Annotated in this window: 27 protein-coding genes; 14 read left to right on the top strand and 13 right to left on the bottom strand. The window is 42.9% G+C overall.

The features are described 5' to 3' along the window. Positions 1-25: 25 nt before the first annotated feature. The 4 genes from ACO06Y_RS13845 to ACO06Y_RS13830 all read left to right on the top strand — a co-directional run bounded on the left by ACO06Y_RS13845 (position 26) and on the right by ACO06Y_RS13830 (position 3,618). On the top strand, positions 26-1,213 hold the full coding sequence (locus tag ACO06Y_RS13845; protein ID WP_422079574.1) for an acyltransferase family protein: 1,188 nt from the start codon (positions 26-28) through the stop codon (positions 1,211-1,213). 280 nt (positions 1,214-1,493) lie between these two features. Continuing rightward, entirely contained in the window at positions 1,494-1,841 is a 348-nt protein-coding gene (locus ACO06Y_RS13840; protein ID WP_422079573.1) for a YciI family protein, read from the top strand. Positions 1,842-1,978: 137 nt separating this feature from the next. Beyond that, positions 1,979-3,208, top strand: a complete 1,230-nt coding sequence (locus ACO06Y_RS13835) for an RNA polymerase sigma factor (RefSeq protein WP_422079572.1) — start codon at positions 1,979-1,981, stop codon at positions 3,206-3,208. Between the two features lie 35 nt (positions 3,209-3,243). Beyond that, positions 3,244-3,618, top strand: coding sequence for a TfoX/Sxy family protein (locus tag ACO06Y_RS13830; RefSeq protein WP_422079571.1), 375 nt, complete (start codon positions 3,244-3,246; stop codon positions 3,616-3,618). On the opposite strand, the gene ACO06Y_RS13825 is transcribed toward ACO06Y_RS13830, so the two are convergent. After that, entirely contained in the window at positions 3,605-4,741 is a 1,137-nt protein-coding gene (locus ACO06Y_RS13825) for a glycosyl hydrolase (RefSeq protein ID WP_422079570.1), read from the bottom strand. The genes ACO06Y_RS13830 and ACO06Y_RS13825 overlap by 14 nt on opposite strands. Positions 4,742-4,887: 146 nt before the next feature. Between ACO06Y_RS13825 and ACO06Y_RS13820 the strand changes: the two genes are divergently transcribed. Beyond that, on the top strand, positions 4,888-5,310 hold the full coding sequence (locus ACO06Y_RS13820; RefSeq protein ID WP_422079569.1) for a DoxX family protein: 423 nt from the start codon (positions 4,888-4,890) through the stop codon (positions 5,308-5,310). Between the two features lie 23 nt (positions 5,311-5,333). On the opposite strand, the gene ACO06Y_RS13815 is transcribed toward ACO06Y_RS13820, so the two are convergent. Continuing rightward, entirely contained in the window at positions 5,334-7,493 is a 2,160-nt protein-coding gene (locus tag ACO06Y_RS13815) for a TonB-dependent receptor (RefSeq protein WP_422079568.1), read from the bottom strand. Positions 7,494-7,767: 274 nt separating this feature from the next. Then, positions 7,768-8,247 carry a Dps family protein gene (locus ACO06Y_RS13810; RefSeq protein ID WP_422079567.1) on the bottom strand — a complete coding sequence of 160 codons (480 nt, stop codon included), beginning with the start codon at positions 8,245-8,247 and terminating at the stop codon, positions 7,768-7,770. Positions 8,248-8,352: 105 nt separating this feature from the next. Here ACO06Y_RS13810 and ACO06Y_RS13805 point away from each other — a divergent pair, with 105 nt between their 5' ends. Then, on the top strand, positions 8,353-9,291 hold the full coding sequence (locus ACO06Y_RS13805) for a LysR substrate-binding domain-containing protein (protein WP_422079566.1): 939 nt from the start codon (positions 8,353-8,355) through the stop codon (positions 9,289-9,291). A gap of 1 nt (position 9,292) precedes the next feature. On the opposite strand, the gene ACO06Y_RS13800 is transcribed toward ACO06Y_RS13805, so the two are convergent. After that, a complete protein-coding gene (locus ACO06Y_RS13800) occupies positions 9,293-9,706 on the bottom strand; it encodes a lipocalin family protein (RefSeq protein ID WP_422079565.1) in 414 nt (137 codons plus the stop codon). Between the two features lie 80 nt (positions 9,707-9,786). Then, positions 9,787-9,984, bottom strand: a complete 198-nt coding sequence (locus ACO06Y_RS13795; RefSeq protein WP_422079564.1) for a hypothetical protein — start codon at positions 9,982-9,984, stop codon at positions 9,787-9,789. Positions 9,985-10,135: 151 nt separating this feature from the next. Here ACO06Y_RS13795 and ACO06Y_RS13790 point away from each other — a divergent pair, with 151 nt between their 5' ends. Continuing rightward, complete coding sequence (locus ACO06Y_RS13790; RefSeq protein WP_422079563.1) at positions 10,136-11,404, top strand: D-alanyl-D-alanine carboxypeptidase/D-alanyl-D-alanine-endopeptidase; 1,269 nt, start codon at positions 10,136-10,138, stop codon at positions 11,402-11,404. On the opposite strand, the gene ACO06Y_RS13785 is transcribed toward ACO06Y_RS13790, so the two are convergent. Both ACO06Y_RS13785 and nudK read right to left on the bottom strand, forming a co-directional pair. Further along, positions 11,401-11,904, bottom strand: coding sequence for a peptide-methionine (S)-S-oxide reductase (locus ACO06Y_RS13785; protein WP_422079562.1), 504 nt, complete (start codon positions 11,902-11,904; stop codon positions 11,401-11,403). The genes ACO06Y_RS13790 and ACO06Y_RS13785 overlap by 4 nt on opposite strands. Positions 11,905-11,925: 21 nt before the next feature. Then, positions 11,926-12,510, bottom strand: a complete 585-nt coding sequence (gene nudK, locus ACO06Y_RS13780; RefSeq protein WP_422079561.1) for a GDP-mannose pyrophosphatase NudK — start codon at positions 12,508-12,510, stop codon at positions 11,926-11,928. 226 nt (positions 12,511-12,736) lie between these two features. Between nudK and ACO06Y_RS13775 the strand changes: the two genes are divergently transcribed. Genes ACO06Y_RS13775 through ACO06Y_RS13750 form a run of 6 tightly spaced genes read left to right on the top strand, consistent with a single transcriptional unit; the run spans position 12,737 to position 20,301 of the window. Further along, positions 12,737-14,125, top strand: a complete 1,389-nt coding sequence (locus ACO06Y_RS13775) for a glycoside hydrolase family 140 protein (RefSeq protein ID WP_422079560.1) — start codon at positions 12,737-12,739, stop codon at positions 14,123-14,125. A gap of 13 nt (positions 14,126-14,138) precedes the next feature. Further along, positions 14,139-15,107 (top strand): ABC transporter permease, encoded by a 969-nt coding sequence (locus tag ACO06Y_RS13770; RefSeq protein WP_422079559.1) that lies wholly within the window; start codon positions 14,139-14,141, stop codon positions 15,105-15,107. Position 15,108: 1 nt separating this feature from the next. Continuing rightward, positions 15,109-16,620, top strand: coding sequence for a sugar ABC transporter ATP-binding protein (locus ACO06Y_RS13765; RefSeq protein WP_422079558.1), 1,512 nt, complete (start codon positions 15,109-15,111; stop codon positions 16,618-16,620). 2 nt (positions 16,621-16,622) lie between these two features. Next, the gene (locus ACO06Y_RS13760; protein WP_422079557.1) at positions 16,623-17,597 is read left to right on the top strand and encodes an ABC transporter permease; all 975 of its coding nucleotides are present in this window, start codon (positions 16,623-16,625) and stop codon (positions 17,595-17,597) included. Beyond that, a complete protein-coding gene (locus ACO06Y_RS13755; protein ID WP_422079556.1) occupies positions 17,582-18,589 on the top strand; it encodes a sugar ABC transporter substrate-binding protein in 1,008 nt (335 codons plus the stop codon). The genes ACO06Y_RS13760 and ACO06Y_RS13755 overlap by 16 nt, the downstream gene beginning before the upstream one ends. Then, positions 18,586-20,301: a hypothetical protein gene (locus ACO06Y_RS13750; RefSeq protein WP_422079555.1), complete on the top strand. Its 1,716-nt coding sequence runs from the start codon at positions 18,586-18,588 to the stop codon at positions 20,299-20,301. Before ACO06Y_RS13755 ends, ACO06Y_RS13750 begins: the two co-directional genes overlap by 4 nt. Before the next feature lie 6 nt (positions 20,302-20,307). Here the strand turns inward: ACO06Y_RS13750 and ACO06Y_RS13745 are convergent, their stop codons facing one another. The 3 genes from ACO06Y_RS13745 to ACO06Y_RS13735 are packed head-to-tail and all read right to left on the bottom strand — an operon-like array spanning position 20,308 to position 23,005. Next, entirely contained in the window at positions 20,308-21,327 is a 1,020-nt protein-coding gene (locus ACO06Y_RS13745; RefSeq protein ID WP_422079554.1) for a Gfo/Idh/MocA family protein, read from the bottom strand. 32 nt (positions 21,328-21,359) lie between these two features. Continuing rightward, positions 21,360-22,187 (bottom strand): phosphogluconate dehydrogenase C-terminal domain-containing protein, encoded by an 828-nt coding sequence (locus ACO06Y_RS13740; protein ID WP_422079553.1) that lies wholly within the window; start codon positions 22,185-22,187, stop codon positions 21,360-21,362. Continuing rightward, a complete protein-coding gene (locus tag ACO06Y_RS13735; RefSeq protein WP_422079552.1) occupies positions 22,184-23,005 on the bottom strand; it encodes a sugar phosphate isomerase/epimerase family protein in 822 nt (273 codons plus the stop codon). Before ACO06Y_RS13735 ends, ACO06Y_RS13740 begins: the two co-directional genes overlap by 4 nt. Positions 23,006-23,122: 117 nt before the next feature. Here ACO06Y_RS13735 and ACO06Y_RS13730 point away from each other — a divergent pair, with 117 nt between their 5' ends. After that, on the top strand, positions 23,123-23,998 hold the full coding sequence (locus ACO06Y_RS13730; RefSeq protein WP_422079551.1) for an AraC family transcriptional regulator: 876 nt from the start codon (positions 23,123-23,125) through the stop codon (positions 23,996-23,998). A 19-nt stretch (positions 23,999-24,017) separates the two neighbouring features. On the opposite strand, the gene ACO06Y_RS13725 is transcribed toward ACO06Y_RS13730, so the two are convergent. The 3 genes from ACO06Y_RS13725 to ACO06Y_RS13715 all read right to left on the bottom strand — a co-directional run bounded on the left by ACO06Y_RS13725 (position 24,018) and on the right by ACO06Y_RS13715 (position 26,577). Then, positions 24,018-24,671 carry a DUF2461 domain-containing protein gene (locus ACO06Y_RS13725; protein ID WP_422079550.1) on the bottom strand — a complete coding sequence of 218 codons (654 nt, stop codon included), beginning with the start codon at positions 24,669-24,671 and terminating at the stop codon, positions 24,018-24,020. A gap of 282 nt (positions 24,672-24,953) precedes the next feature. Continuing rightward, the gene (locus ACO06Y_RS13720) at positions 24,954-25,751 is read right to left on the bottom strand and encodes a TIGR00266 family protein (protein ID WP_422079549.1); all 798 of its coding nucleotides are present in this window, start codon (positions 25,749-25,751) and stop codon (positions 24,954-24,956) included. A gap of 484 nt (positions 25,752-26,235) precedes the next feature. Further along, positions 26,236-26,577 carry a hypothetical protein gene (locus tag ACO06Y_RS13715; RefSeq protein ID WP_422079548.1) on the bottom strand — a complete coding sequence of 114 codons (342 nt, stop codon included), beginning with the start codon at positions 26,575-26,577 and terminating at the stop codon, positions 26,236-26,238. Positions 26,578-26,716 lie beyond the last annotated feature (139 nt).

Below are 26,716 nucleotides of genomic sequence, written 5' to 3'. Positions count from 1 at the left end.
TTTCATAATCAAAAAACAAACGACAATGAGCACACAAACAACGCCCGAAAAAACAAGAAAATATTTCGTTGATTGGTTGAGGATTGCCTTGATCATAAGCGTATTCTTTTTCCATGTGGGTATGATCTTCAGACCAGAAGAGTGGCATGTGAACAGCATTGAGAGTTTTCCATTCTTAGACCCGATCATGTCGTGGTTACACTTATGGCGAATGCCCCTTCTTTTTCTGGTATCAGGGATCGGAACATTTTATGCCATCGGCCATAGGACTACCTGGCAATATATAAAGGAACGACTTAGAAGATTGTACATCCCGTTCACTTTCGGCTTCTTTACCTTGGTTCCTCTTATGGTATATGTTGAACGCATAGATAAATATGGCTCTTTGTGGAACTTTATCCCCCATATGTTTGATGGTGGCCCTTACCCGGCCGGAAACATTTCATGGCATCACCTATGGTTTATTTTATATCTACTTTTGATATCCTTCCTGATTGCCCCATTTTTAAACTATACCAGAAGCGGTCATTATAACATGATTAGAGGTAGGCTAATTCAGATGGCCTCCAAAAAAATGGGATTGAACCTGGTCTTACCAGTTATCATTTTGTCCCAAATCTATTTGAGACAGTATTTCCCGAATAGTACTCACGCGTTAGCTAACGACTGGGCCTATTTTGTCTACTATCTATTATTCTTTTTAAGTGGGTTTATGCTGTTTACCAGTAACACGGTAATTGAGGCCATGACCCAGCAACGACGATTATATTTAGCCCAGACCCTCATTAGTAGCGCTATCTACTTCATTACCATTTATTTGATTGATAACGAAAGTGTTCGATATTACATGTACATGGTGGTAAGCATTGTAGCCGCTTGGTCTTGCGGGTTGACGGCCTTGGGATACTTCCAAAAGTACTTTGCTCGGGACCATAGGTATAGAAAAGTATTAAATGAAGCTATTTATCCCTTCTACTTATTGCATCAACCTGCCTTGATTTTTGTGGGCCATGTTGTACTACAATGGGAAATCTCCTATTGGGCACAGGCCATTTGGATAACCACACTCTCGTTAGCGACCATCATCCTATTTTATTGGCTTATCATAAGGCGGTTTAATGTCCTAAGAGTAGTCTTTGGTATGAAACCAAATCCCAAAAAGCAACTGTCAACAATCGGTCAAATTGTAAAATCTGCCGTATTGGACAAATGATAAATCTATTTTAAAAATAGAACAAGGATAAAATCACCTAACGGTTAACCGGCATAGGAATCCGTTAGTTGAAAGTGATTTGGCCCACAGGAAAAATAGGAATTGCAATCTTAGGGATATTTCGCAAAAGATTTTTTGGAATAAACCCCTTGCCAACACTTTGCCATTCTTCATTATCAAGGAATCATAAGAATCCCTCACAAAAAATTTGCAACTTTATGTCCTATTCCAAGAAATTGGATCGTCCCTCAAACATATAACAAACAAAATTATAGAAATTATGAGTGAATTTATGATGATTTTTAGAACCGAGGATGCTGACAACAAGGCCCCTACCCCTGAGGAAATGCAGGAAGTGATGCAAATTTGGCAGGACTGGATCGGCGGAATTGCCGCCCAAGGAAAATTTGTAGCCACCAATGCCCTGGGAACACAAGGAAAGACCGTAACTGCGGATGGCGTTGTGACGGATGGACCTTATGCCGAACTTAAGGAAATAGTAGGTGGTTATATCATCGTAAAAGCCAAGGATTTGGATGAGGCCTTTAAACTGTCCGAAGGGTGTCCCATTCTTTCTCTTCCAACCGGAAAGGTCGAAGTCCGCGATGTGATGGTTTTTGATATGTAACTTTTAAACGTCATTGCAAGTATTCTTTTAGGGAACCGAACACGGAATAATTTTTTGTATAAGATGTTATGTCTATAGATTGCTTTCTAGAGCAACCTAAGACTAGTTTTTGCAATGACGTTTTTATTTTTTAATTCATGCCGACCAGAGAACTCATACCTCACTTGTTCCGTACCGAATTCAGTAAAATTGTTTCGGTGCTATGCAAAACCTTTGGTCTTTCCAATATCCAGCTTGCCGAGGATCTGGTCAGCGAAACCTTTCTAAAGGCCTCGGAAACTTGGGGGATGAAGGGAATTCCCGATAATCCCACCGCATGGTTATATACGGTAGCCAAGAACAAGGCACGCGATACCTTTAAGCGGGAAAAAATATTTCGGGAAAAAATAAAGCCCGAGTTATCGCATAAATCCCATGTTTCCCAGGCCGTTGAAATAGATCTGTCCGATTCCAATATTCAGGATAGCCAACTCAAAATGATGTTCGCCATCTGCAATCCGATCATCTCTTCCGAAGCCCAAATTGCCATGGCCTTACGGATATTATGTGGATTCGGGGTAGCGGAAATTGCGGGAGCCTTTTTAAGCAATCCGGAAACCATTAACAAGAGATTGTACAGGGCCAAGGAAAAGATTCGGCAACATCAGGTAGATCTGACCATGCCCGATTCCGGCCACTTAAAAAACCGGTTACAAAATGTTCTTTTGGTATTATATCTTCTTTTTAACGAAGGCTATTATTCTGTTAGCTCGGAGAAACGTTTGCGCAAGGAACTTTGTTTGGAGGCCATGCGGCTAAATTACATGTTGCTGAATTCCAAATTGACCAACTTGCCCCAGACCAATGCTCTCATGGCGTTGTTCTGTTTTCATTCCTCCAGGTTCGAGGCCCGAATGGACGAGAAGGGAGCGCAAATTGTTTATGCGGACCAGAATGAATCCATATGGGACAAGGAACTTGTAAAAAAAGGAGTGTTGTTTCTAAGTCGCTCCAGAAATGGGGATGAAATCACCAAATATCATTTGGAGGCCATAATTGCGTATTGGCATACCCGAAGCCAAATGGATCCCAAGGAAAAATGGGAAAATATTTTACGAATTTATAACCGGCTGTTACAAATTGAATATTCTCCCATGGCAGCTTTAAACCGGACGTATGCACTGGCCAGGGCCAGAAGCAGAAAAGAGGCCATTAAGGAGGCCCTAAAAATAGATTTGAAAGAAAACCATCTATACCATCTGTTGCTGGCCGAACTCTATTCGGGTTCTGATAGCAACAAGCAAAGAGATCATTTGCAAAAAGCGGCGGCCCTGAAAACCACCAAAAGCGAACGGGAATGGATCCTAAAAAAACTGGAAAGTATATAACTAAGAATATGGTATAACCTAAAATAAAGAATACAATGGCATATGACGAATTTTTGGCCGACCGCGCCCGGCAAGTCCTAAAACAGAAATCGATCCATTTTGAGGAAAAGAAAATGATTGGCGGCTTGTGTTTTATGATCGATGGGAAAATGTGTTTTGGTCTGGATACGGACAAAAAGACCGATGCGCCCCGATTGATGTGCCGAGTCGGGGACCTAAATTACGAAAAGGCTTTGCAAAGACCACATTGTGGCGAGATGGACTTTACTGGGCGCGTTATGAAAGGCTATGTTTATATTTCGGCCGAGGGTATCGATACGGATAAGGAATTGGACTATTGGATCCAACTATGTCTGGATTTCAATCCTTTGGCCAAAAGCAGTAAAAAAAAGAAGTCTAAAAAGAAATAGGCATCAACTCATCCCTTGTAATCGCGGCTTTGCTGTTCATCATTTCAAAGATGTTCCTATTGTCCCTTATGGCCATTTTTGTATCCCGACCGCTATGCCATTGCAAAAAATAGGCCGCCTTCCCTTTTAAGGTATTGATCAAATCCATCATATTCCAATTCCCATTGCCCTGATCCATGGGGCCGGATTCGCTCACAACAATTGTTTTACCCAAGGATTTTAAAGCCTTGTAATCCGGGAAGTCGGGAGCAGCTCCATAATAATCCATCCCCACCAAGTCCACATAATCCGAACCGGGGTAGTATGCAGAAACGTCTGCATTCCAACCTCTATCTGGAATTACGGAATAGGTCCATATGAGATTATCCAAACCATAGTCATAGGTCAGGGTTTGATAAAGATCTATCCACAAGGCTTTGAAGTCCTCCTCATTGGTCTGTTGGTTGTTATAAGCGTCAATACCCCACCAAAAAAAGTCACCGTTCATTTCATGGAAGGGCCGCCACATAACGGTTACCCCGGCATCCCTCAACTTTTGAAGGGCTCCGGCCACCTTGTCCAATTCAACTCTATAGCTAACCCAAGCCTTGGTTTTTGGCGCATCTTTTAAAAGTGATTTTAAATCGATTTTACCTTTGTTTTTCACAGTATTCCAATACGTATCATAACCTTCTATAAAAGGATTATCCGCATGCCAGCTAACAGCAACCAGTCCACCTTGTTCCCAGTGATCGATCAAGGTTTTTACCGGGTAGGTTCCGCTTGGAAAAAAACCCAGATCGGCCCCTATGATGCCCGCATGCCTCCCTGTTAAATCGGCCAAAACATCTACATGGGTATTGTAATAAGACCGGATGGCATCTGGCCAATTACCACAATGTTGCCCCACTATAATTTGTTCGTTGGCAATCAATCTATCAAAATAGGCCAATATATCGGTTTTCCCACGTGCAACGGACAAATTGGATACTTGGTCATTTTTGTTTGACGAATTGTGTGGAATGGTAATCTTTTCCATCTCTTTCCGGTCTTTATGCGCAGTTTTCAATGACCCATTAATGAAAAGGGATAACATTGCCAATGGAGGCAGAATCCATAATATGCGAAGTATGTTACTGGTCATGTAAATCAGTTACCAAAAATTGTTCCAGACTTTTTTCCATTCATAGAGCGATATAAAGAAAAAATACAATTTTTATATCTCGTTAAAAATGAGTATCTTATAGTTCTACAACCTTACCTTTTACAGGTAGATAACAACTTTTCGCCATGGGAAGAATTAAAACCTTAAACAAATGGGCGAATGCCCATACCTATTATCCACTTGATCTTTTACGTGTTGCCTTGGGGGTTTTCCTTTTTATGAAAGGCATCGATTTTATGTCCAACCTGCAACAAATGGAGGAAGTCATCAGACCCTTTGAAAATATGCCAGGGGGTATGCTGATATTGCATTATGTGGCCCCGGCACATTTTGTCGGAGGATTTCTTATTGTGGTAGGTCTGCTTACCCGATGGGCGGTCATTGCCCAGTTGCCCATTTTGATCGGGGCCATATTGGTCAACTTTTTGGGAGAGATGAACGCAACAAACCTTATTCTGGCTTCCGTTGTCCTATTGCTTTGCCTATTTTTTGTGTTTTATGGTTCCGGGAAACATTCCGCGGATTATTACTTAAAAATGCAGAAATGAATTGACGTTATCTTTTTGGAGAGCTACAAATTATCTAACTGATTGCTTTTTCCATCGGTACTAATGGTCCAAAAGAAACCGACAAAAAAGAAGGTGTCCGCCGGTGGACGAATGGTACGACGGTCAAAAACACCTTCCAAGTTCGGCGTGTCCGCATATTGGTATCCATTGATATTATTGAAACCCAATACATTGTTCACGGAAAAATAGAGAATTTTCTGTTGTGAGATCAAATAGGCCCAATTGAAACTAAGGTTATTGAACGCCTTGGTTTTTTCGGCCATGAAGTCCGGTGTATTCGGGTTATCGTAAGGACGACCGGAGGCATGGGTATAGGAAAGTCCGACTTGGGAACGCCATTTGTCCACCCAATATTTGGTCACGACGGAGAAATTGTGTTTGGCTGCAAAATTGGGGGTTACCCGTTCGGGAAAATTTTGAAAGTCCCTTTCGGTGTCCAAATAGGAATAGGAAATCCAGTAATCCAGATATTTTATGCTTTTGTTATCTCTCCAGAACACGTCCAATCCTGTGGCGTATCCTTCCCCTTGGTTATTGAAACTGGAATTGAATTGGGGCTGTTGTGTATCAAACTTTACCAAGTTGTCATAATCCTTATAAAAGGCCTCGGCCCTAAAGGTCTTTCCATCACCCAAATATTGATAGTTTAGAATATAATGCGAGGTCCTTTCGGTCAAAAGTTCCTGATTGAATCGTAAATAATCCGCTATTGGATTCTGGTAAAAATCCCCATAGGCCAACGAGAATTGTCCCTTTTCACTGCTTTTATAGGCCAATGAAAGTCTTGGGGCCAGGTTAAAGTCTTTCAGCACATCGGAATATTCGGCCCGTGCGCCCAGTTTTAGGGCAAAACGGTTGCTAAAGAAAATATCGGCCTCGGAGAAGAGTGCCGCCAGATTATCGGTATAACCACTGGTAAAAACAAAGTCGTCCTGCCCGGCAAAGGTGTCTTCATAGTCGGTCAAAAAGTACTCCGATCCAAAATTCAGTTGAAATTTTGAGCTAAAGTTCTTCTTGAGTTTCAGCTTTATGTGCGAGGCCGTTTCCTTGGTATCAATAGCATCGTCGATTATACCGATTGCATTGGTGTCCCATGAAATACTGGCTCCGGTGGACAAGGTCCAGGCATTGTCAAAAAAATGTTTGTACGTTCCATTAAAATATAGATTGTTGTTGCGGAGGCGAAAACGGACAAAATCCTCAAAATTGATATCTTCCTGATCTATGTCCAAATTGGCATGATTAAATCCGGTATAGAGCTTAAAAATGTTATTGTCCCCCTTACTCCTAAAAACGGCTTCCCCGGATATGGAGGTATACGGATTGTTCCACCGAACACCCTGATTGTCCGGAATAAGGGCCTGGTAAGGCGATAGATTAATATAGGAGGTATTGATACTTAAGGATTCATTGCCCCAAATTTCGGTATGGCCCAATCCCCCACCAACCGACATTACGGCAATATCCGTCTTTTCTTGATCGGGGACATCGGTTGTGTTCAGGAGCAGTACACTGGAAAGGGCCTGACCGTATTCAGCAGAATATCCCCCCGTACTAAATGTAATCCCCTTGAACAGAAACGGTGAAAATCGGCCTCGGGTGGGTATATTGTTAGCGGTTGCATTGAAGGGTTGAAACACCCGAAGTCCGTCTATGAAGACCTGTGTTTCGTTTGCAGAACCTCCCCTCACGAACAAACGGCCATCCTCGTTTACGGTAGATGTTCCGGGTAAGGTTTGCAAGGCACCCACAAAATCCCCCGCGGCACCTGCCGTAGTAACTATATCCAAAGGTTTCAATACGGATACCTTGGAATTGTCCCCTGCCTCAAAGGTGCCGGCGGTTAGTGTAACTCCGGTCAATTGGTTAATGGCCTCCTGTAATGTGATTTTCAAATTTTGAAAGTAGGAGACATCGGCCGCTTGCATAAAGGTCTCATAGGCAATCATAGAAATAATCAGGTTCTGGGTACCCGTCTCGGTCGTCTCAAAACTGAATTCGCCATTTTCATTGGTCGAAGCACCATCATAGGTACCTTCCAAATACACGTTGGCCCCGGTTACCGGGTTTTTCTTATTGTCCATTACTGTACCTGAAATTATGGTCTGTGCGGGGAGTAGTGCAGAAAAAAAAAGTGCGGTACTTAGAATGAGTTGTTTCATCGTTTAGCGTTTGATGAAACAAAATTGGGAAGGTATACGGGGGCTTCCCAAACCCTTTGACCGAACCGTTGATTTTAGGGAGTGGAATGAAAATTAAGAAGTAAGAAACAATTCGGCAGTCGAAATCAACAATTCGGTACTGCCGATTTCAAACTGAAATTACCCAAATCACTTTGTAAAACCTCCCTGTTGAAGGGAGGTCTTTTTGTCTCGATATTATCTGGTTAAAAGACTTTACAGCTTACGGCCCTTTGGTTACTATTGGCCAATACAGCTATATTTCCTCGGCCAACCAGGCCTTCATCATCCAGACCGTCTTTTCCTGTTCCGTGATGAAATCGCTCATCATGGCATTGGTACCCTCATCACGGGCCTCGTCGGAAGCATCCAGAATCCTTCTTTCAATGATAAGAAGTTCCTTAAGGGAATCCACGATCAATCGTATGGCATCCTCGTCCTTTGTAACGTTCTTGCCTACGGGAACCTTGGAATTGGCGATATAATCCTCAAAGGTATGCTGTGGAATTCCACCAAGGGTCAAGACCCGCTCCGCGATCATATCTACCTTTGCATTTGCATCCGTATACAATTCCTCGAATTTTACATGAAGATCAAAGAAGCCCTTCCCTTTTACGTTCCAATGTATCCCTCTTAAGTTTTGGTAATACCGTTGAAAATTGGCCAACAGGCTATTGAGGTCATTGCTCAATTCTTTGGATTTATCGGCGTTAAGCCCAATACTATTTAGTTTCATAATTCTATATTTTAAATTGTGGTATAAAATTAATGTATGAAAAAGGTATTTTAATATAGATTTTATCAATAGTTTTTATAATTTTATACTATTAAACTATACCTTATGACCATTACCCAACTACAGTATGTGCTAGCAGTCGCCGAGTATCAGAATTTCACGTTGGCCGCGGAAAAAAGCTTTGTTACCCAGCCCACTCTAAGCATGCAAGTACAAAAATTGGAGGATGAACTGGATGTATTGATTTTCGATCGCAAGAAAAAACCCATCTCCATTACAGAGGTAGGCAAAAAAATCGTTTCCCAGGCCAAGAACATTGTTAACGAGGCCGAACGGATCAAGGATATCGTTGATCAGGAAAAAGGGTTTATCGGGGGGGATTATACCCTGGGCATTATTCCTACTATTATGCCTACACTTTTGCCCATGTTTTTAAAGACTTTCATAAAGAAATACGCAAAAGTGAATCTTATAATCAGGGAGCAAAGTACGGAACAACTTATCCAAAATATCCAAGATGGTCATTTGGATGCAGGAATTGCCGCAACACCCCTCAAAATAGAATCCATAAAAGAGCGGCCCCTCTATTATGAGCCTTTCGTGGGCTATGTGCCCAGGAACCACAGGCTGGCCAAGACAAAGAACCTAAATCCCGAGGATCTGGATATTTCCGATGTTCTTTTATTGAAGGATGGTCATTGCTTTAGGGACGGGGTCATTAATCTTTGCAATGCCCCAAAAAGTTTTAACGACGAACATTTTCAATTGCAAAGCGGTAGTTTTGAAACTTTGATAAACCTCTCCAATGAAGGTTTGGGAATGACGCTTCTTCCCTATTTGAATACTTTGGAACTGGATGACAAAAAAAAGCGGAACCTCAAATACTTTGACAATCCTCCGCCCGCGAGGGAGGTCAGTTTAATCTATCACAAAAACGAACTCAAAATACAGATTACGGAGGCGCTGCGTGATGTTATTTCAGGCATCGTTAGGGGAGCCATAGCGTTCCAGGACGTGAAAATCATCAGTCCCCTGAACAAATAAGTCAATTTATCCTTTTATATCTATACAGACAAGGTTCTGAACAAAATATAGGACCTGCCGGGGACAGGGTCATGGTATTCTCGGATATTTGAACGATAAAGTTCTCTTTCTCCTCCTTACTGTCCCTAGTATAGGTGATTTTTAGCACATTGTTATTTAAATCATAGGTGCCAGCACTATTGGGTGTATTCTTAAAGGTATTGGTTCGTGCAAAACCACCTTCGTTATCAAATGTAAAAATGTTCCCATTTTCAACAGGCTTCCAATCCGTTTTACCTCCTGGACTTATGTAAGTTTCGATCAGTTGCCAGCTGCCATGCAGTAGATTAGCTGTCAGCGGTACATTCCGTTGCGTGGAATCGTTTTGACAAGAGAGCAGTACAAAAAACACAAACAAGAAAAGGTTTCCTTTCATAACACATCCTTTTTCTTAGAAGATGAAAAATTACCGGAAGGTTGCCTGGAATTAAAAAAACCACCCGAAGGTGGTTTGTATTATGCTCTTAGATAAAGAAGCCCTTCTTGAAGCTCGGGCTTATCCGTTACAAACTGTTTTAACCAGAGTTTTAATTCCTCAATTTCTTCGGGCAGTAATCTGGTAACTGCCTTTTTTAACTCCTTGAGGAAGAGTTTCGCATCAAAACTAACCTTTCTGAGTACAGTTTTCGTGTACTCGAGCATAGCTCTTGCCATATTCCTAAATGTTTTTAGAGATTAGATCGTATTCTCAAATTTAACAAGAAAAGCGAGGTTTTTATTGTACAATCCAGTTAAAAATTAGATAATTTCTTGTTAAAATAGTATAGACCTCCGGTTTTGCATAATATCCTTATCTTGGACGGTTATGGGAAAGATAGTGTCCATAGGCTTCATAGCCATTGTTTTATTGGGTTGTGCCAGCCCCAAAAGAATAATTCAAAAAAAAGTTCGTCCCGTTCTGGACTCCGAGCTATTTGAAAATCAATTTACCGGATTCCTGGTTTTAAATCCAGAGAAAAGGGATACCATTTATTCCTATAATAGTGCCAAATACTTTACCCCGGCCAGCAATACGAAAATTTATACGCTGTTTGCTTCCTTACATCTATTGCCGGATAGTATACCTTCCCTAAAATATAAGCTCCAAAGTGATACCTTGTTTGTAGAAGGTACGGGCGACCCTTCTTTTCTGCATCCTTATTTTAGGGATAGTACCGCACTACATTTTCTAAAGGGGTACAATGTCATTTCACTGTATCTGGATAATTTTCAAGAAGAACGTTTTGGACCTGGTTGGTCCTGGGGTGATTACCAATGGTATTATTCTGCCGAGCGCAGCCCATTTCCCTTATATGGTAATGTGCTTACCGTTTATGAAAAAGAGGGGCTACAGGTATCCCCCGCCCTTTTAAAGGACAAGGTAATTCCAATCGATTATGCCGTGCAGCGGGAAGAAAGTGAAAACATGTTCTATTTTAATCCCTCAAGAAAGGATACGACGGAAATTCCATTGAAGCTGGATAGTGCCCTGATTCGAAACCTCTTGGAGGATGCCCTGAAACGAAAGGTTTCCATTACCCATAGTCCACTCAAAGGACAAAAAAGTATCCTATATAGTATGCCATCCGATTCCATTTATGCCAAAATGATGATGGATAGCGATAATTTTCTGGCCGAACAACTGCTTATTCTAGCTTCTTCTACCCTATCCGATACCCTGAACACGGATAAGGTACGTAACTACGTTCTGGACAGCTTGTTGACCGACTTAAAACAGCCCCCTAGATGGGTCGATGGATCGGGACTTTCCCGATACAATCTTTTTACGCCACAATCCATGATACATGTTCTTCATCTGATGTACCAGCGCATCCCTAGGCAAAGATTGTTCAGTTTATTCCCTGCTGGAGGGGTTTCCGGTACGTTGGAAAATTGGTATCCCGGAGACCCCGATCCCTATATCTATGCGAAAACCGGTAGTCTGGGAAACAACCATTGTGTTAGCGGGTATCTTCTAACCAAATCGGGTAAAACTTTGATTTTCAGCTTTATGAACAACCACTTTAGAATCCCTTCCACGGAAGTCAAGAAAAGAATGCAATCTGTTTTTGAGATAATCAGGGATACCTACTAAACTGTCTTTTTCGAAACCATCTTTTTGGAAAATTTTTCCCGAAGCAATTCCAGTTTCGGATCGATGTACTTTTTGCAAAAAGGTTTCCCGGGATTCGAATAGTAATAGTTTTGAAACATTTCTTCCGAGGGATAGAAGGCCTTGAATGGGAGTATCTTTGTAATCAGCTTCCCTTCGAATTGGGCCTGAAACTCGCCCCACATACTTTCCAATTTTTCTTTATCCCTTGGATTCATCGTATAAATTGCTGAACGATATTTGTTTCTAAAGGAATGGTCCGCCGTACTTTCATGGGTAAATAAATGGATAAGTACCAAATCCTGAAACGAAATTTCATCGGGAAAAAAAGATACGATCACGGCTTCCGAAAAAGTTTCATTTCCGCCTTCGGAAGCTACAAATCCTTGTTCTACCTTTTCAACACCCTTTAGCGATTGAAATACGGCCTCCGTACACCAATGGCATCCACCACCAAAAGCAATTTTTTTAATTGACTTCACAATACCATGGTCGGGAATTTCTCAGGAAAATAACGTATTGATCTGGGCATATTGTAACAACATAATGGTCTTGGCGTCCTTAATTTCCCCGGTTTGTATCATATCCAGTGCCTTTTCAAAGGAATATTCCAAGACTTCAATATTTTCGGTCTCCTCATCTATCCCGCCGCCTTCACTTACTTTCATTTTATCCTCATATTCGGCAATAAAAAAATAAAGGATCTCGGTCACAGAACCGGGAGACATATAGGATTCAAAAACCTTCTGCACGTTATCCACTTTAAACCCGGTTTCCTCCTCCACTTCTTTTTTGATGCAGTCCTCAGGATTTTCCCCATCCAAAAGGCCGGCACAGACTTCGATCATCATCCCATCACTATTCCCATTGACATAAGTGGGCATACGGAATTGGCGCGTTAGGATTACCGTACCCTTCTCTTGGTTAAACAGCAATATAGCGGCACCATTGCCCCGGTCATAGGCTTCGCGATATTGGGTTTCCCAACTGCCATCTGGCTTTTGGTACTCATAGGTGAATTTGTTGAGCGTGTACCAATTGTCCGATAACAATTGCTTTTTTATATTTTTTATGTTTCCGTTTTTCATTGATATTGATTTAAAACAATACCTGTAAAAGTATGCATTTAAGCGAGTATGCGGGATTATTTTTAATGGAAGTAGTCCCTCTATCTTTAAGGCAAGATAAAACTCGTTCTTAAGCCTTTATTTTTCAATTAAGATAATTTGCGTCAAACTATAGCTAAACAGGATAATCAATTTATCTATACCGTAGTTTACATTTGTTATTGCGTTCAACCAAAACTGTTTTACCATGTCTATAAGGTCTTTATCCCTTTGTATTGGAATTGTACTTCTCTGCACAGTTCATCTCAAGGCACAAAAACTGAAAGTAAGCGAAAATAACCGCTATTTGGTCACCGAGAACGGAATGCCTTTCTTCTGGTTGGCGGATACGGCCTGGCAGCTATTCCATAGATGTGATCGGGAAGAGGCGAATATGTACCTGGAAAAAAGAGCGGAACAAGGTTTCAATGTAGTACAGGCCGTGGCACTGGCCGAAATAGATGGTCTCAACACGCCTAATCCGTACGGTGAAACGCCCTTATTGGACAATGATCCAAAAACTCCCAATGATCGGTATTTTCAACATGTGGATTATGTTATACGAAAAGCGGATTCCCTGGGAATTTACATAGCGCTGTTACCCACTTGGGGCGATAAGCTCTTTAAGGAAAGTTGGGGCGTAGGACCGGAAGTCTTTACCCTGGATAACGCCGAGTTATTTGGTAAATGGATCGGGCACCGATATAAGGATTTTGACAATATCATTTGGATTGTCGGTGGTGATCGAAATCCCAGGAAGGGCTCCAATGATGTGATGGTGTGGCGACAAATGGCTAACGGAATCGTTGCGGCTGCTGGGGGCAATGAAAATGTGCTGATGAGTTTTCATCCCCAACCCAAGGAACTTGGGGGATCTTCAACCTGGTTCCACCAAGATGCATGGCTCGATTTTAATATGCACCAAACCGGACATTGTGCCAATAAGGGTACCTATAAGCATATAGCACATGACTATAATCTGGGCCCAACCAAACCTGTATTGGATGGGGAACCACTTTATGAAGACCATCCCAATTGTTTTAACGCCAAGGAATTGGGTTATAGCACTGCCCGGGATATACGCCGGATCATGTATTGGAACGTTTTTGCCGGGGCGTTTGGGCAAACCTATGGCTGTCATGATGTTTGGCAAATGTACAAGCTGGATAAACAAGGCATAAACGGCCCGTTGCGGCCTTGGCCCGAAGCCTTGGAGCTACCTATGGCTACCCAGGTAAAGCATTTAAAAAACCTTATGTTGTCCCGACCTTTCCTTAGCCGTATCCCCGATCCTGCCATGATAATCGATGAACAGATGGAAACGGACGACTACGTCATTGCCACCCGTGATAGCAATGGAACCTATGCCATGATATATTTTCCGACCGGAAAACAGGTCACTATTGATTTTAGTCGGCTCAATACAGCCAGTCTAAAAACATGGTGGTATGATCCGCGCACCGGGAATTCCTATGAAGGGGAAATGTTGCAAAGGTCGGCCAGGATAAGGATAACCCCTCCTACTTCAGGAAAAGGGAACGATTGGATACTGGTAGCGGACGCCACGGATTCCAAATTCGGGAGACCGGGACAATAAATTTTTTTTCAGATTGAAGGCATCGTTTTTCAAAACATCGGGAACGGCATCCATAATTTACCTCTGCTTAGGTTATTATGCGATAATGGCCTTTGTGGCACCAGGCTTTTTTACTGTCAATAATACCTGGAACCTCCTATACAATTTGCTGCCGCTACTGGTCATAGCCCTCGGTCAAACCTATGTAATGATTACCTCAGGTATTGATCTTTCCATCACTTCAATAATTGCCGTTTCCAGCGTAACAGGAGGCTATCTTATGAGCAGCGATACCGCTATATTCAACTCACCGGAGTCTCTGATCTTTGGCATTTTGGGTATGTTGCTCGCGGGAATTTCCATTGGAACGTTAAATGGGATTGCCGTGGCAAGATTCGGCATGCCCGCATTTATGGTAACATTGACTACAATGATGCTTTTTAGTGGCCTCGCCATTTGGCTTACCCAATCGCAGAATATTTATAATTTACCCGAAGCCTTTGTGAATATGCCGTACCGTTCCCTTATGGGCATCCCGGTACCGGTATATTTGGGGTTATTCGTCCTGGGATTATCCTATTTTTTGCTGAACAAGACCCTTTTGGGGGAATGGATCTACGCCGTAGGTCTCAGTATGGAAACGTCCCGGATATCGGGCGTTAAAGTGGCGAGGACAATAATTTTTGTTTATGCCTTCAGTGGGTTTTGTGCCGCGATCGGAGCTATTTTTTATACGGCAAGGCTGGAGACAGGTTCCCCGGTCATGGGACAGAATATCCTATTGGATGTCATCGGGGCCGTGGTTATAGGGGGTACCAGTCTCTTTGGGGGAAAGGGAAAGATTATATGGACATTTTTTGGTGCTTTTTTCATGGTTTTGTTGGACAACAGCCTCAACCTTATAGGCCTTTCTTTTTTCCTCATTATGATCGTAAAAGGTTCCGTAATACTGTTGGCGGCCCTGTTGAACGCCTATCGGGAAAAATCATTGAGAGCTACATAGCATGCTACTGGAATTTAAGGATATATATAAAAGCTTTGGGGAAGTAGCGGTGCTAAAGGGAATACAACTGGCACTGGGGACGGGAAGCGTACTGGGTCTGGTGGGCGAAAACGGAGCGGGCAAATCTACTTTGATGAACATCCTAGGAGGAATTATTCCCTTAAGTTCGGGTGAAATGGCACTTAACGGAAAGGTTTATGCTCCCGATTCACCAAATGACGCCCAAACCAATGGAATAGCATTTATCCATCAGGAACTGAACCTTTTTCCCAATTTAAGCATAGCGGAAAACCTCTTCATCGTTAATTTCCCCAAAAAAAGGGTGTTGGGATGCCGCTTTCTGGATGGAAAAACGGCACGGGAAAAAACGGAAAAAATTCTCTCACAGGTCGGATTGGACATTTCCCCCAATATGCCCGTAGCGAATTTAATGGCGGCCCAAAGGCAAATGGTGGAAATTGCCAAGGCCCTGAGTACAAATCCCAAAATCGTAATATTCGACGAACCCACCACTTCCCTTACGCGTCATGAGGCTCAAAAATTGTTCAGCCTTATCCGTTCATTAAAAAATCAGGGGTTGGCTATTATCTATATAAGCCATAACCTAGAGGACGTCATGCAACTGACCGACTACATAGCCGTTCTCCGAGACGGGGAATTGATCGCACATGACGAGACCACATCCTATACGATACCTACTTTGGTGAACCACATGATAGGTCGGGATATGGGAGAATTTATTCCGCAACGGGATACGGTTACTTTAGGAGAAACTTGTCTTGAGGTTAGCGGTCTTAAGGCGGGATATATAGGCCCCCTTGATTTTTCAGTTGAAAAAGGTGAAGTCTTGGGCTTTTATGGACTTGTAGGTGCCGGACGATCAGAAATGATCCGAATGGTCTATGGACTTGATCCGCTGGAAATGGGAACTCTTAGATGGAACGGACGAACAATGCATAACCCCAACCCGGTAAAATGGATAAAACAAGGTGTGGCCTTCCTCACGGAAAATCGTCAAGAGGAGGGCCTAATGATAGACCAGACGATTGCAAAAAACATCCAACTTGCCGTTCTTCCAAGATATACAAAGTCCTTGAATCGCGTTGATTACGAGGAGGTCGGGAAAAGAAGCCGGGTACAGGCCGATGCCCTAAATACCAAATACCAAAATCTTACTACGCAGGCGGTCTCCACTTTGAGCGGGGGCAACCAACAGAAGGTAGTTTTGGCCAAATGGCTCTTGACCGAACCCGAACTTCTCATCTTGGATGAACCTACCAAGGGAATAGATATAGGGGCCAAGCATGAAATCTATACGTTGATCAATGCCTTGGTGAAATCAGGTTCCAGTACGGTTTTGATATCATCGGAAATAGAGGAACTCCTGGGGCTTTGCGACCGAATAATTGTAATGAGCGAAGGCCAGATTTGTAGAGAGTTCAAAAAGGAAGAGTTTGACCGGTCGGCCATTTTGGAGGCGGCTTTACACCACACTGGAAAAGAAGCACTGTAATTATGAAATGGATAACAAATAAAACCGTCCAACGTCTACTCCATCACTCCACCCTAGTCCTTTTTATAATAGTCCTAACGGTGTTCGGATTGCTTTCCAAAAGTTTTTTTTCCTTCCAAAACTTGATCAATGTACTTACACAGGCTTCTTCCTTGGGAATTATAGCCACAGGAATGACATTCGTCCTATTGACCGCCGGTATAGACCTATCGGTAGGCTCCATTATGTTTTTGGCGGGAGTAATCTCAAGCAAAATGGTAGTGGCCGGCTTCCCATTGTGGATGGCTTTTTCCGTTGTATTGGCAGTAGGTATACTTTTTGGGCTGATGAACGGCTTTTTGGTGGTCAGGGCCAAAATTGTCCCTTTTATAGTCACCCTGGCCACATTTTATATGGGGCGCGGTCTTGGATTGTTCCTTTCCGAAACGAGGGCGATCAATCTACCGGAATCCTTTCTTAAGATTGGTTCGGCAAAGCTTTTTGGCATACCCTTTCCAATAATCGCGTTTGTTCTGGTGGTGGTCATTGGGCACCTACTACTTACCAAGACCACTTTTGGCAAACAAGTCTATGCAGTTGGCCACAGTACTTTAAAATCCAAGAAAGCAGGTATTCGAGTCAATGGAATCCTGCTCAAGGTATACCTCATCTGTGGTCTCTGCGCATCGATTGGAGGTTTGGTAGCCATTTCCCAACTCGGGGCCGTTTCCCCTACTTTTGGATTACAAAGCGAGTTTATGGCCATTGCGGCTGCCGTCCTTGGTGGTACAAGCCTTTTTGGAGGTAAAGGAACCGTTTTTCCCGGGACATTGGTTGGAGTTTTGTTGGTACAATGTATCCAGAACGGCCTTGTAATGGTAAACGCAGACCCCTATCTATATCCTTTGATTACCGGAGGCGTTATTTTTTTGGTAGTCCTGATCGATAGCCTGCGACATCTACAACAGCAAAAATTAAAAAGATGGGGAATACACTGAAGGTAAAAAGAACTATTTTCCATGGAACGGCCTTATTGCTGTCTTTTATTGGCCTGTTACTAAGTGCTTGTGCGAAAAAATTGGAAAGGACCACCATTGGTATCTCATTTGAAATTCTACAAACCGAATATTGGGTGGCAAGTATAGAGGCTATGAAAGATGCGTCCCAAAAAAACAAAGCCGATTATCTTGAAGCGGTGGCCAATGGTGATGCGAACAGACAATTTGAGCAGATAAACAATTTTATCTCCAGAGGGGTGGATGGCATAGTAATCGCGCCCAAGGATGCCCATACCATTATCCCGATCATTAAAGCGGCCAATCGGGCCAATATTCCCATTGTTATCTACAACAGGCTACCTGCAGAGAATGAGGGCAGCTATACCACCGTAGTGGCGGACAACTATGATATTGCCAAAAAGACCGTGAAATATATGTGCGAACTGGCCCGGAAATCCGGTAAGAAACATAAGGCCATGATTCTAATCGGGGATCTTGGCGACATCAATGCAGTCCATCGCCGTAACGGGTTCAACGATGCCATTGCCGAATATCCAGACACCATAGAACTAGTGGCCGAGATTCCTACGGAATGGAACCAGGAGAAAGCATTGGCCGGGGTGACCAACGCATTGCAGGCCCATCCGGATATTTCCTTTATTTTTTCCAGTTCGGATTTTTTGTTTCCTTCAATAATCTCCGCATTAAAAAATGTGGACAAGTACCATCCCATAGGGCATCAAAAGCATGTAATACTGGGTGGCTTTGATGGTGATGCCATGGCCTACAAAATGCTTGTGGAAGGGTATCTGGATGCTGATGGGGTCCAGGATGTTTATTATGAATGTGATGCTTCCATACAGGCTATTATTGATCAGTTAAATGGGAAGGCCGTGAAACAAACGATTATTGATCCGGGCTTTGTTATCCATAAGGATAATCTCAAGGAAATGGCGCCCAAGATGTGGGGCGCAAATTGGGCAAAAAAATGATGGTAGACCTGAACAACCCTTTGACCTTGCGAACCGGTCATCTTGACGTCCTCTTTGAAAACGGATTTTTGCGCTATATAAGGTTCGGCAATGAAGAACTACTACGAATGATCTACTTTGCTGTACGGGATTCCAATTGGGGCACCGTGCCGCACCATATCAATAACGCCACCCTTAAGAAGAACCCCAACGGATTTCTGTTGCAATACGACTGTACCTGTAAACAAAAGGAGATCGACTTTCGATGGAAGTGCAAAATAATGGGCATGGGCAACACCCTTACGTTTGAAATAAATGGAAAGGCCTATTCCCGTTTTGATGCCAATCGAATCGGATTTTGTGTACTACATCCTAGTGACAAGTGCACGGGAAAAGAAGTGCGGATAACCCATTCAGATGGTTCAAGCACCACCCAAACCTTTCCCGAAATCATTTCCCCACATCAACCATTCAAGGATATCAAGGGTATGGCCTGGGAAACGGACACTTCTGAAATAAGGCTCTTTTTAGAGGGTGAAGTTTTTGAGACCGAAGATCAACGCAATTGGTTGGACGCCTCATATAAGACCTATTGTACCCCCTTGGAATTGCCATTCCCATTATCTTGGAAAAAAGGCAAAACGGTATCCCAAAGAATACGGCTGGATGTTATTCCAAGGTCTTTGGATACGTCCTTTGACCAAGGCCCGGACCTTAAGCTCAATATTCTGGGCAACACCTCCCCCCTACCACGTCTTGGAGTTGAGACCAATGGCCGTAGCCTCTCTAACTGGGAGGTTCAAAAACTAAAGGATTTACAGCTTTCTTTTTTACGTGTGGAAATTCGATTGGATGGAAAAGAAGAAAATGTTGAATCCAATTTATTCCAGGCCAAACGCTTACAGTTGCCTATAGAACTTATCCTTTTTACCAACAATAACGCCAAGACATTGGGAAATCGGCTTAAAAAAATCAATTGGGAAGGCCTCATCATAATGAACATACTTCCCTTAAGCACCGAGACCTCAACAACAAAGAGGGATTTTCTGGAAAAGGTACGCCCCGTACTAAGGGCTACCTTTGGCAATGTCCCGATAGGCGGAGGAACCGACCATTATTTTACACAAATCAATCGGGAAAGACCACCTTCCAATTCCATTGATTTTTTGTCATTTTCCGCGAATCCGCAGGTACACGCCTCTGATGATCTGTCCATTTTGGAAACGGCGCAGACCTTCACCTCTGTCATCAAGAGCGCCCGGATGATTAGCGAAGGGAAACCTATCCATATTTCCCCCATTACCCTTAAACCCCGTTCTAATCCAGATGCAACAGTGGCTATATCTGAGGAAGAACAGGCCAGGGCGCGTCTGGACCATAGACATAAGACCCCATTAAATGCGCTATGGACATTGGCATCCTTGAAAAACATCATTCAAGGGGGTGCGGCTCAAGCCACTTTTTTTCAAACTTTGGGCGATGAAGGACTATTATCCGATTCGGGCCAAAGCTTATTTCCTATATATGAAGTCTTTGCCTTTTTGGGCGAAAAGAAAAATGCCCTTGCAATCCATACCGAGAGCAGCCATCCGTTGGTATTCGAAGGATTAATACTTGAGGAAAATGGGAAACGGTCCTATATTTTGGCTAATTTTACTGAAGACCCAATCCTTGTACAAATAGAAGAAAAGTCAATTGGGTTAAAGCCGAAGGAGTTGAAATTTATGGATTGATCGATTTTATCTTAGTTTGATGAGTCCATCCGTTTCCGCAGATCGATAACTCCCCCAAACCAGTTCCACGGTCCTTAAGTTGTCCGTTCCGGTCATTTCTGAGATTTCACCACGTAATCCGTTTAAGATATCCTGTTGGCAATCCACAATACTGGAATGTACCACGGCATACTCCGGGTCTATCCAATCGTACAGCTTGGGCCTTACAACTTTGTCCTCGGTACCCGTATCCGTGGTGATACGTATAGTATAATCATGGGAGAGCTTAAGAGATCCACTGGATGCCTCGACCAGTATAAGTACCTGGGGAAAAGCTTCCTTTTCCAAAAGTGAGGCATAGGACATTTCCACGTAACAAGAGACCCCTTTTTCCATGCGCATAAAGACATTGGCCACGTCCTCGCCCTTTATATTCGGATTTATACGGTGGGTAGAACAATAGAGTGTATGGGCTTCCCCGAAAAGAAACCGGGAAACATCCAAAACGTGGGAACCGATATCGGTAAGGATAAAATGTTCCAATTCCGCTAAAAAGGGCTGGTTGTCAAAAACAGGGAACGCGCTGCAAAAAGAAATCCTAGCCTTAAATGGGGTTCCTATTAGGCCCGAGTCCAAAATTCTCTTAAATTCCCGAATAGGGGCTTGCCATCTAAAGTTTTCATTGATAAAAAGCTTCACCCCGTTGCTTGTACAGGTATCTACCAATTCTTGTGACTGCTTTAAGGAAGGCGCCATAGGTTTTTGACAGACCACATGGATACCCCTCCTTGCGGCCAACCTTGTCAATGGCAGATGCGTATTCACATCCGTACAGATATCCACAAAATCAAGTTCTTCCTTTTCCAATAGTTCCTCAGGATCATCATATACCCTGGGAATCCCGAATTTCCGTGCAATGGCATCTGCCTTGGATCGGGTTCGATTGTAAGCGGCCACGCAGGTTACCCCATCCAATTCCTGCCATCCCGGAATCTGGAAGTTGGCCCAAAAACCCGTGCCAAATATGGCAAACTTAAGCTTATCCATAAATAAAAAATCTATCCCGGTAACATCACCTACTATTCTGTAATAGCCTTGATCTGTTCATGGATGTTGTCCATCTCAAAAATATCCTCCCAGCCCTCCTTAAAAAGAATGTTTTCAGCACGTTCCAATGCCTTTATTGCGGCATCGGAGAATTGTATGGGAAGCTCCCCAAATAATACGGCCAATTGTATATTGATGTGTCCTAGGATGAAATCCCGGGCAGCAGCCTCCGGGACTCCCTTTGCGACAACCACATCCAAAGCATCCCTGATTTTTTTAATGCATGTGGAACTTAGGGTTTCACTGAAACCTGGTTCCAATAGGGCCATTTGCTCCACGGTAATCCTATGATTTATGGTCACCGGACTGAAAATGGTTCTTGTTAGGCTGTCGCCCCTTTCAAAATCCTGATTGGTACCGTGCATTATAGCAGAGACCACTGTCTGTTTGGCGGCAATGCCCCCATAATAATCAAAGTGTGCCTTCTCGGTAGGTTCCCAATTGAATACCGATGGGTGCGCCGGATGGGTTACATAATAAGCCAAATCTTCCCGATGGGGTAAATGCCCTGCCAAGGGGGCGGCGGGATCCAAACAGACTACCATGGATCCCGGTTTCATCCTGGGGATAATTTCGTTTGAAACCGACCGGATGGCTATATCCGGCACGGCAAGAATAACCATGTCAGCTCTGGCCAAGGCTATATCCTGATCTGCCACTTCCACACCCTTTTCCTGTAATCGGGCGATGGCTTCTCCCGAAACCTCAAGATAATCCACTTCATAGTCCGAATGTAACAAATTATTCGTGCAGCGCATGCCCATTTTACCGCCTGCACCTACAAGTGCTACCCTGTTCATACTTTTCTGTTTTTAAATAAGTTCTTTAGATATAATATACTTTCAGTGGCCCACTGCTCCTCCTTTGCTATTGTGGTCTTTATACTTTCTTCGGGTGGCGTCCACAGCTCCAAAATGGCACTTTGGCATCGGTTGTATTTTGCCAATTCTTTTAATATCATCTCAATGGGCATCATTCCGCGACCAGCCGGAGCGCCCAATACATCAAATCCTAGGTTATGGGACTTTCGCCTGATTTCGTAATCCTTTACATGAAAATTCACGGTATATGGGGCAAGCTCCGCCAAAACTTCCCCAATGGTCTGGTCAGCCCCGAGGGAGTTAATGGTATCCAGGCAAAGGCCTACCCACCTCTTGTCCGTGCGTTCTATAATCTCCACAAAAGAACTCGCCTTAAACCTATCATGATTTTCCACCGCCAATACTACCCCGGCATCCTTGAATTTTGGCAATGCCTCATTTACAATCTCAACGATTTGATCTACTTCGGGTTCAAAACTTTCCGTATCTATCACCATCCGGAGAAAAGGAGAATTGAAAAAAACAGCCAACTCTAGATACGTTTCCAAATTCTTTGGGGTCATCCCACGCATTCCGACTTCAATAAGAAGGCGATTTTCCAGGGCAAAACCCTTAATGGCCTTCAATTCACTGAAGGTATGGCCATGCAAGGGAAGGTTATCCGCAATCTGTACCCTGTTCACCCCATGCTGTACCGCTTTTTCCAATAGCTCAAAAGCGCTCATAACCTTATTGGGGACATGGCCTGCAATGCCCATGGCCCAAGCGTAGGTATAACTGCTAATGCCTAAATTCATACCTACAAAATTACCTTTTCTCTCTTCTTAACGCGTCATACTGTTTTCACTTACTTGTCCTATTTTGTCTTTTTGTATATTTAGAGAACCTTCCATTGGCAAAAAAGGACGTATTTCATGAAAAAAACACCGGCCCTCCGACTCATCAATCCGCAAAGTCATTGCTCCTTTGTGATCAAGGAAGAACCCTTTGACCTCAATACCAAATGGCATTACCATCCCGAAATCGAGATCATGTACTTTAGAAAGGGAAAGGTTTCTGCCATTATGGGAAACCGATTTATGGAATTCAATGAGGGGGAATTGGTCTTATTGGGGCAGGATTTTCCCCATGTTATATTCAAGCACGAGAATCATAAGGAAGGTGATACGATGCCCGAAGGAGTGGTCATTCAGTTTGCCCATGATTTTTTGGGAGCCCATTTTTTCCAAGCCCCGGAAATGGTCAAAGTACGTTCCTTGTTATGGAAAGCAAAAAGTGGTATTCTTTTTAAGACGAAGGAAACGGGCAAGGTCAAAAGGTTTTTAGAGGGAATTTCACGGAAAAGTGGGCCGTATCAGCTAACCAGCCTTTTGGAAATCTTAATCCATTTATCCGAGGAACAACCCATGCATTTCCTGACCATTGAGCATGAATACAATCGATCTGAACTGGATGAACGCAGAATGCGATTGATCAAAGAGTACATCTATGCCAATTTCAAAAACAAAATAACGGTCGCCGATATGGCCAATCTCGTAAACATGACCGAAACCTCATTCTGTAGGTATTACAAACGAAGGACTTTAAAAAGTCTTACCCGTACCTTAAACGAGATAAGGGTTTCCTATGCCTGCGAGATGTTGCGAAAAAAAGAGGCAAACGTTACCGAGGCCTGCTATCAATCAGGGTTTACCTCTCCGGCATTTTTTAGCAGAACCTTCAAAAAAATAGTAGGGATGCCTCCTTCGGATTATCGAAAACATAAAATGGAACAAATCGTTCGCTGGTAATCGGACTGAATTCCCCGAGTCAGACAGTTACCGCCTTGTTTAAATATCTTCGAAAAGGCAACATTTCTTGATAGACCTTGATTACTTTTTGGTCAAAATCTTCTTGCAATACATCTGTATTGGAAAACGAATGTAGTACCGCAAAAGTCTTGTTTCGCAAAAGGTCTATATGGGGATGGTCATTGGAGAATCCCTTTGGGGCACTTTTTAACTTTTCATCAAGGACCAAGTCGCCAAAGGTATCCTTAAACGACTTTTTGTTAAGTATTTTTTTGAGTTCCTCCCCATCATAATCAATGGCTTCACGAATACTGCGCAATACTTTTGGGGCCGGACGCCAAAACCCTCCGGCCAGCATGGACTGCTCAATGCCGATTTCTACATAGAAATCCCCCGTGTTGGGGCGTTTGTCGAGTCCAGCTCCAAAATGATCCTTATAAATCGGTTTGTTGGGATGAAACATCAAATTGTTGTTGATGCGATTAATACCCTTCCTTCCCGGAGTGGAATAATACTGGTCATCCATGGCCTCTAAGGTGAGGTCCATTTTGTCCAACCAGGAAATATAATCGTCCCGTACTTCCTTATACCATTTGCGATTGGCATCCATCCATTCCTTGGAATTGTTCTTGTTGAGCTCCGTTAAAAAGTGGATAAGGTTTTTGAAGTTCATAGGCGGTTAGATGTCAGATGCTAGATGTTAGATTTTTAGGTTTGAGGTTTGAGGTTTGAGGAACTAAAAATATAATTTCCAAATCTTAAGTCCTATGTCTTTCTATCTTTCGTCTTTTGGTCTTGAGTCGGATGTTAGTTTTAAGTTTAAGGTTCAGGTTAGTCTTAATACGCATGACGCATTGGTAATTGTTCATTGCCCATTGTTCATTGCTACTCCTTCACTCTAAAAACCCTATATCTCTAATCTAACATCTCAGGTCTTATATCTAATCTTGCCTCCCTAAAACCGATTATCCCCATCCAACAAGTCCCCAATACCGCCTAGAAGACTACCTTCGCCCTTATCCTTTCCGCCTCTGGGAACTGAAGCCAAAACCCTTCCGGCCAATCGACTAAAGGGCAAGGATTGTATGTAAACAACGCCCGGACCGCGTAGGGTAGCAAAAAACAATCCCTCGCCCCCAAATACCGTATTTTTGATTCCTCCTACAAATTGAATGTCATAATCCACATTTTGGGTAAAACCGACAATACAGCCGGTATCTACCTTTAAAACTTCACCGGCAGACAGCTCCTTTCGTGCCAAGGTACCACCAGCATGGACAAAGGCCATTCCGTCCCCCTCCAGTTTTTGCATAATGAAGCCTTCGCCCCCAAAAAGTCCCCTACCCAATCGTTTGGAGAATTCTATCCCAACGGATACCCCTTTTGCGGCGCAGAGAAAGGCATCTTTTTGGCAGATGAACTTCCCGCCATTTTCGGACAGATCAATAGGCACGATCTTACCGGGATAAGGTGCGGCAAAGCTCACTTGCTTCTTACCTTGACCTATGTTTAAAAACGCCGTCATAAAAAGACTTTCGCCCGTAAGCAATCGCTTTCCGGCGGAAAACAGTTTCCCCAAAACCCCACTATCCTGATTGGACCCATCCCCAAAAATGGTATCCATCTTAATATCGGAATCCATCATCATAAAGCTACCGGCCTCAGCTACCACCGCTTCCTGGGGATCCAGTTCAATTTCTACATATTGCATTTCTTCCCCGTAAATGTCATAATCTATTTCGTGTGCGTTCATCTTTTGTTTTGTTAAAGTTTATTGGCCGTTTTAATAGACCGTTCCAGCAAATACTACTGTTACCATAGTAGTCTGTACTACGGTTCATTTGTTACATTCGGATAGTCCGGTAATCAGTATACAAACCCATTTGGATTTCTACCCATAGTATTTTGGCAAGACCATTCTTAGCATTAAAACTAAGGAAAACAACGATATGGTGAACCAGTTATGGATTTAAAGGGTAAATTAGAATTACCCGGTGGGAATTAAGTATGGAAAGTAGATAAACAAATGTAGGAAAGGTGGTTTTCTGTTTCGGCTACACCTTAAACACAAAAAGAAAGGTTTGGATACCTAATCGGCGTTTGGAGAGTTAAATAAAAAAGCGGGTCCCGCCTTTGTTATGTCCTAGCATATTAAACTTCATGAAGATTACGCTACTAATTTTTCGAAGTGTTTTTTGGACATGGTCGTTTAAGAACCCGCTTATTTTTGTGTTTCTTTAATAAATTCCCAGTCGCATTCTTTTATGGAACAAGACTTCTTGTGCAGTGGAAACCCGTACATGGTACAAATCCTTTTTGGAATAGCCAAAATCAAAGATTTTACCCACTACTACGGCATCCCCCAATACCTCCTTACGGATCAATTCGTAATCGGAGGAAAATATTTCCACGGTATAGGTAGCTTCTTCCTCATTAAAAAAGGTCATCATTACTTTATTATTGCGTTGTTGTACCCTCGGATCCGAATTGTCATAGGGAAGGTCCGCTATTGCTTCACTGGTAAACATGAAGAGACTAATGGTGGTTATTATTCCGAAAATCTTTTTGATGTTTTTCATGGTCAAAGGATTTTAAGATTATACATTAGATTCACATCTAAATTAGATTCTTAATCCCCTCGATAAGATCTAAAATGCCCAATAGCCGTTTTTGCTATACGAACAGGTAAAACAAGCCTATTAAAACTATGGGCTTGTC

It is taken from the genome of Ulvibacterium sp., from assembly GCF_965228935.1.
Lineage (GTDB): Bacteria > Bacteroidota > Bacteroidia > Flavobacteriales > Flavobacteriaceae > Ulvibacterium.
The sequence above is the reverse complement of the archived record's forward strand: the minus strand, read 5'-3'. Positions and strand labels throughout refer to the sequence as shown.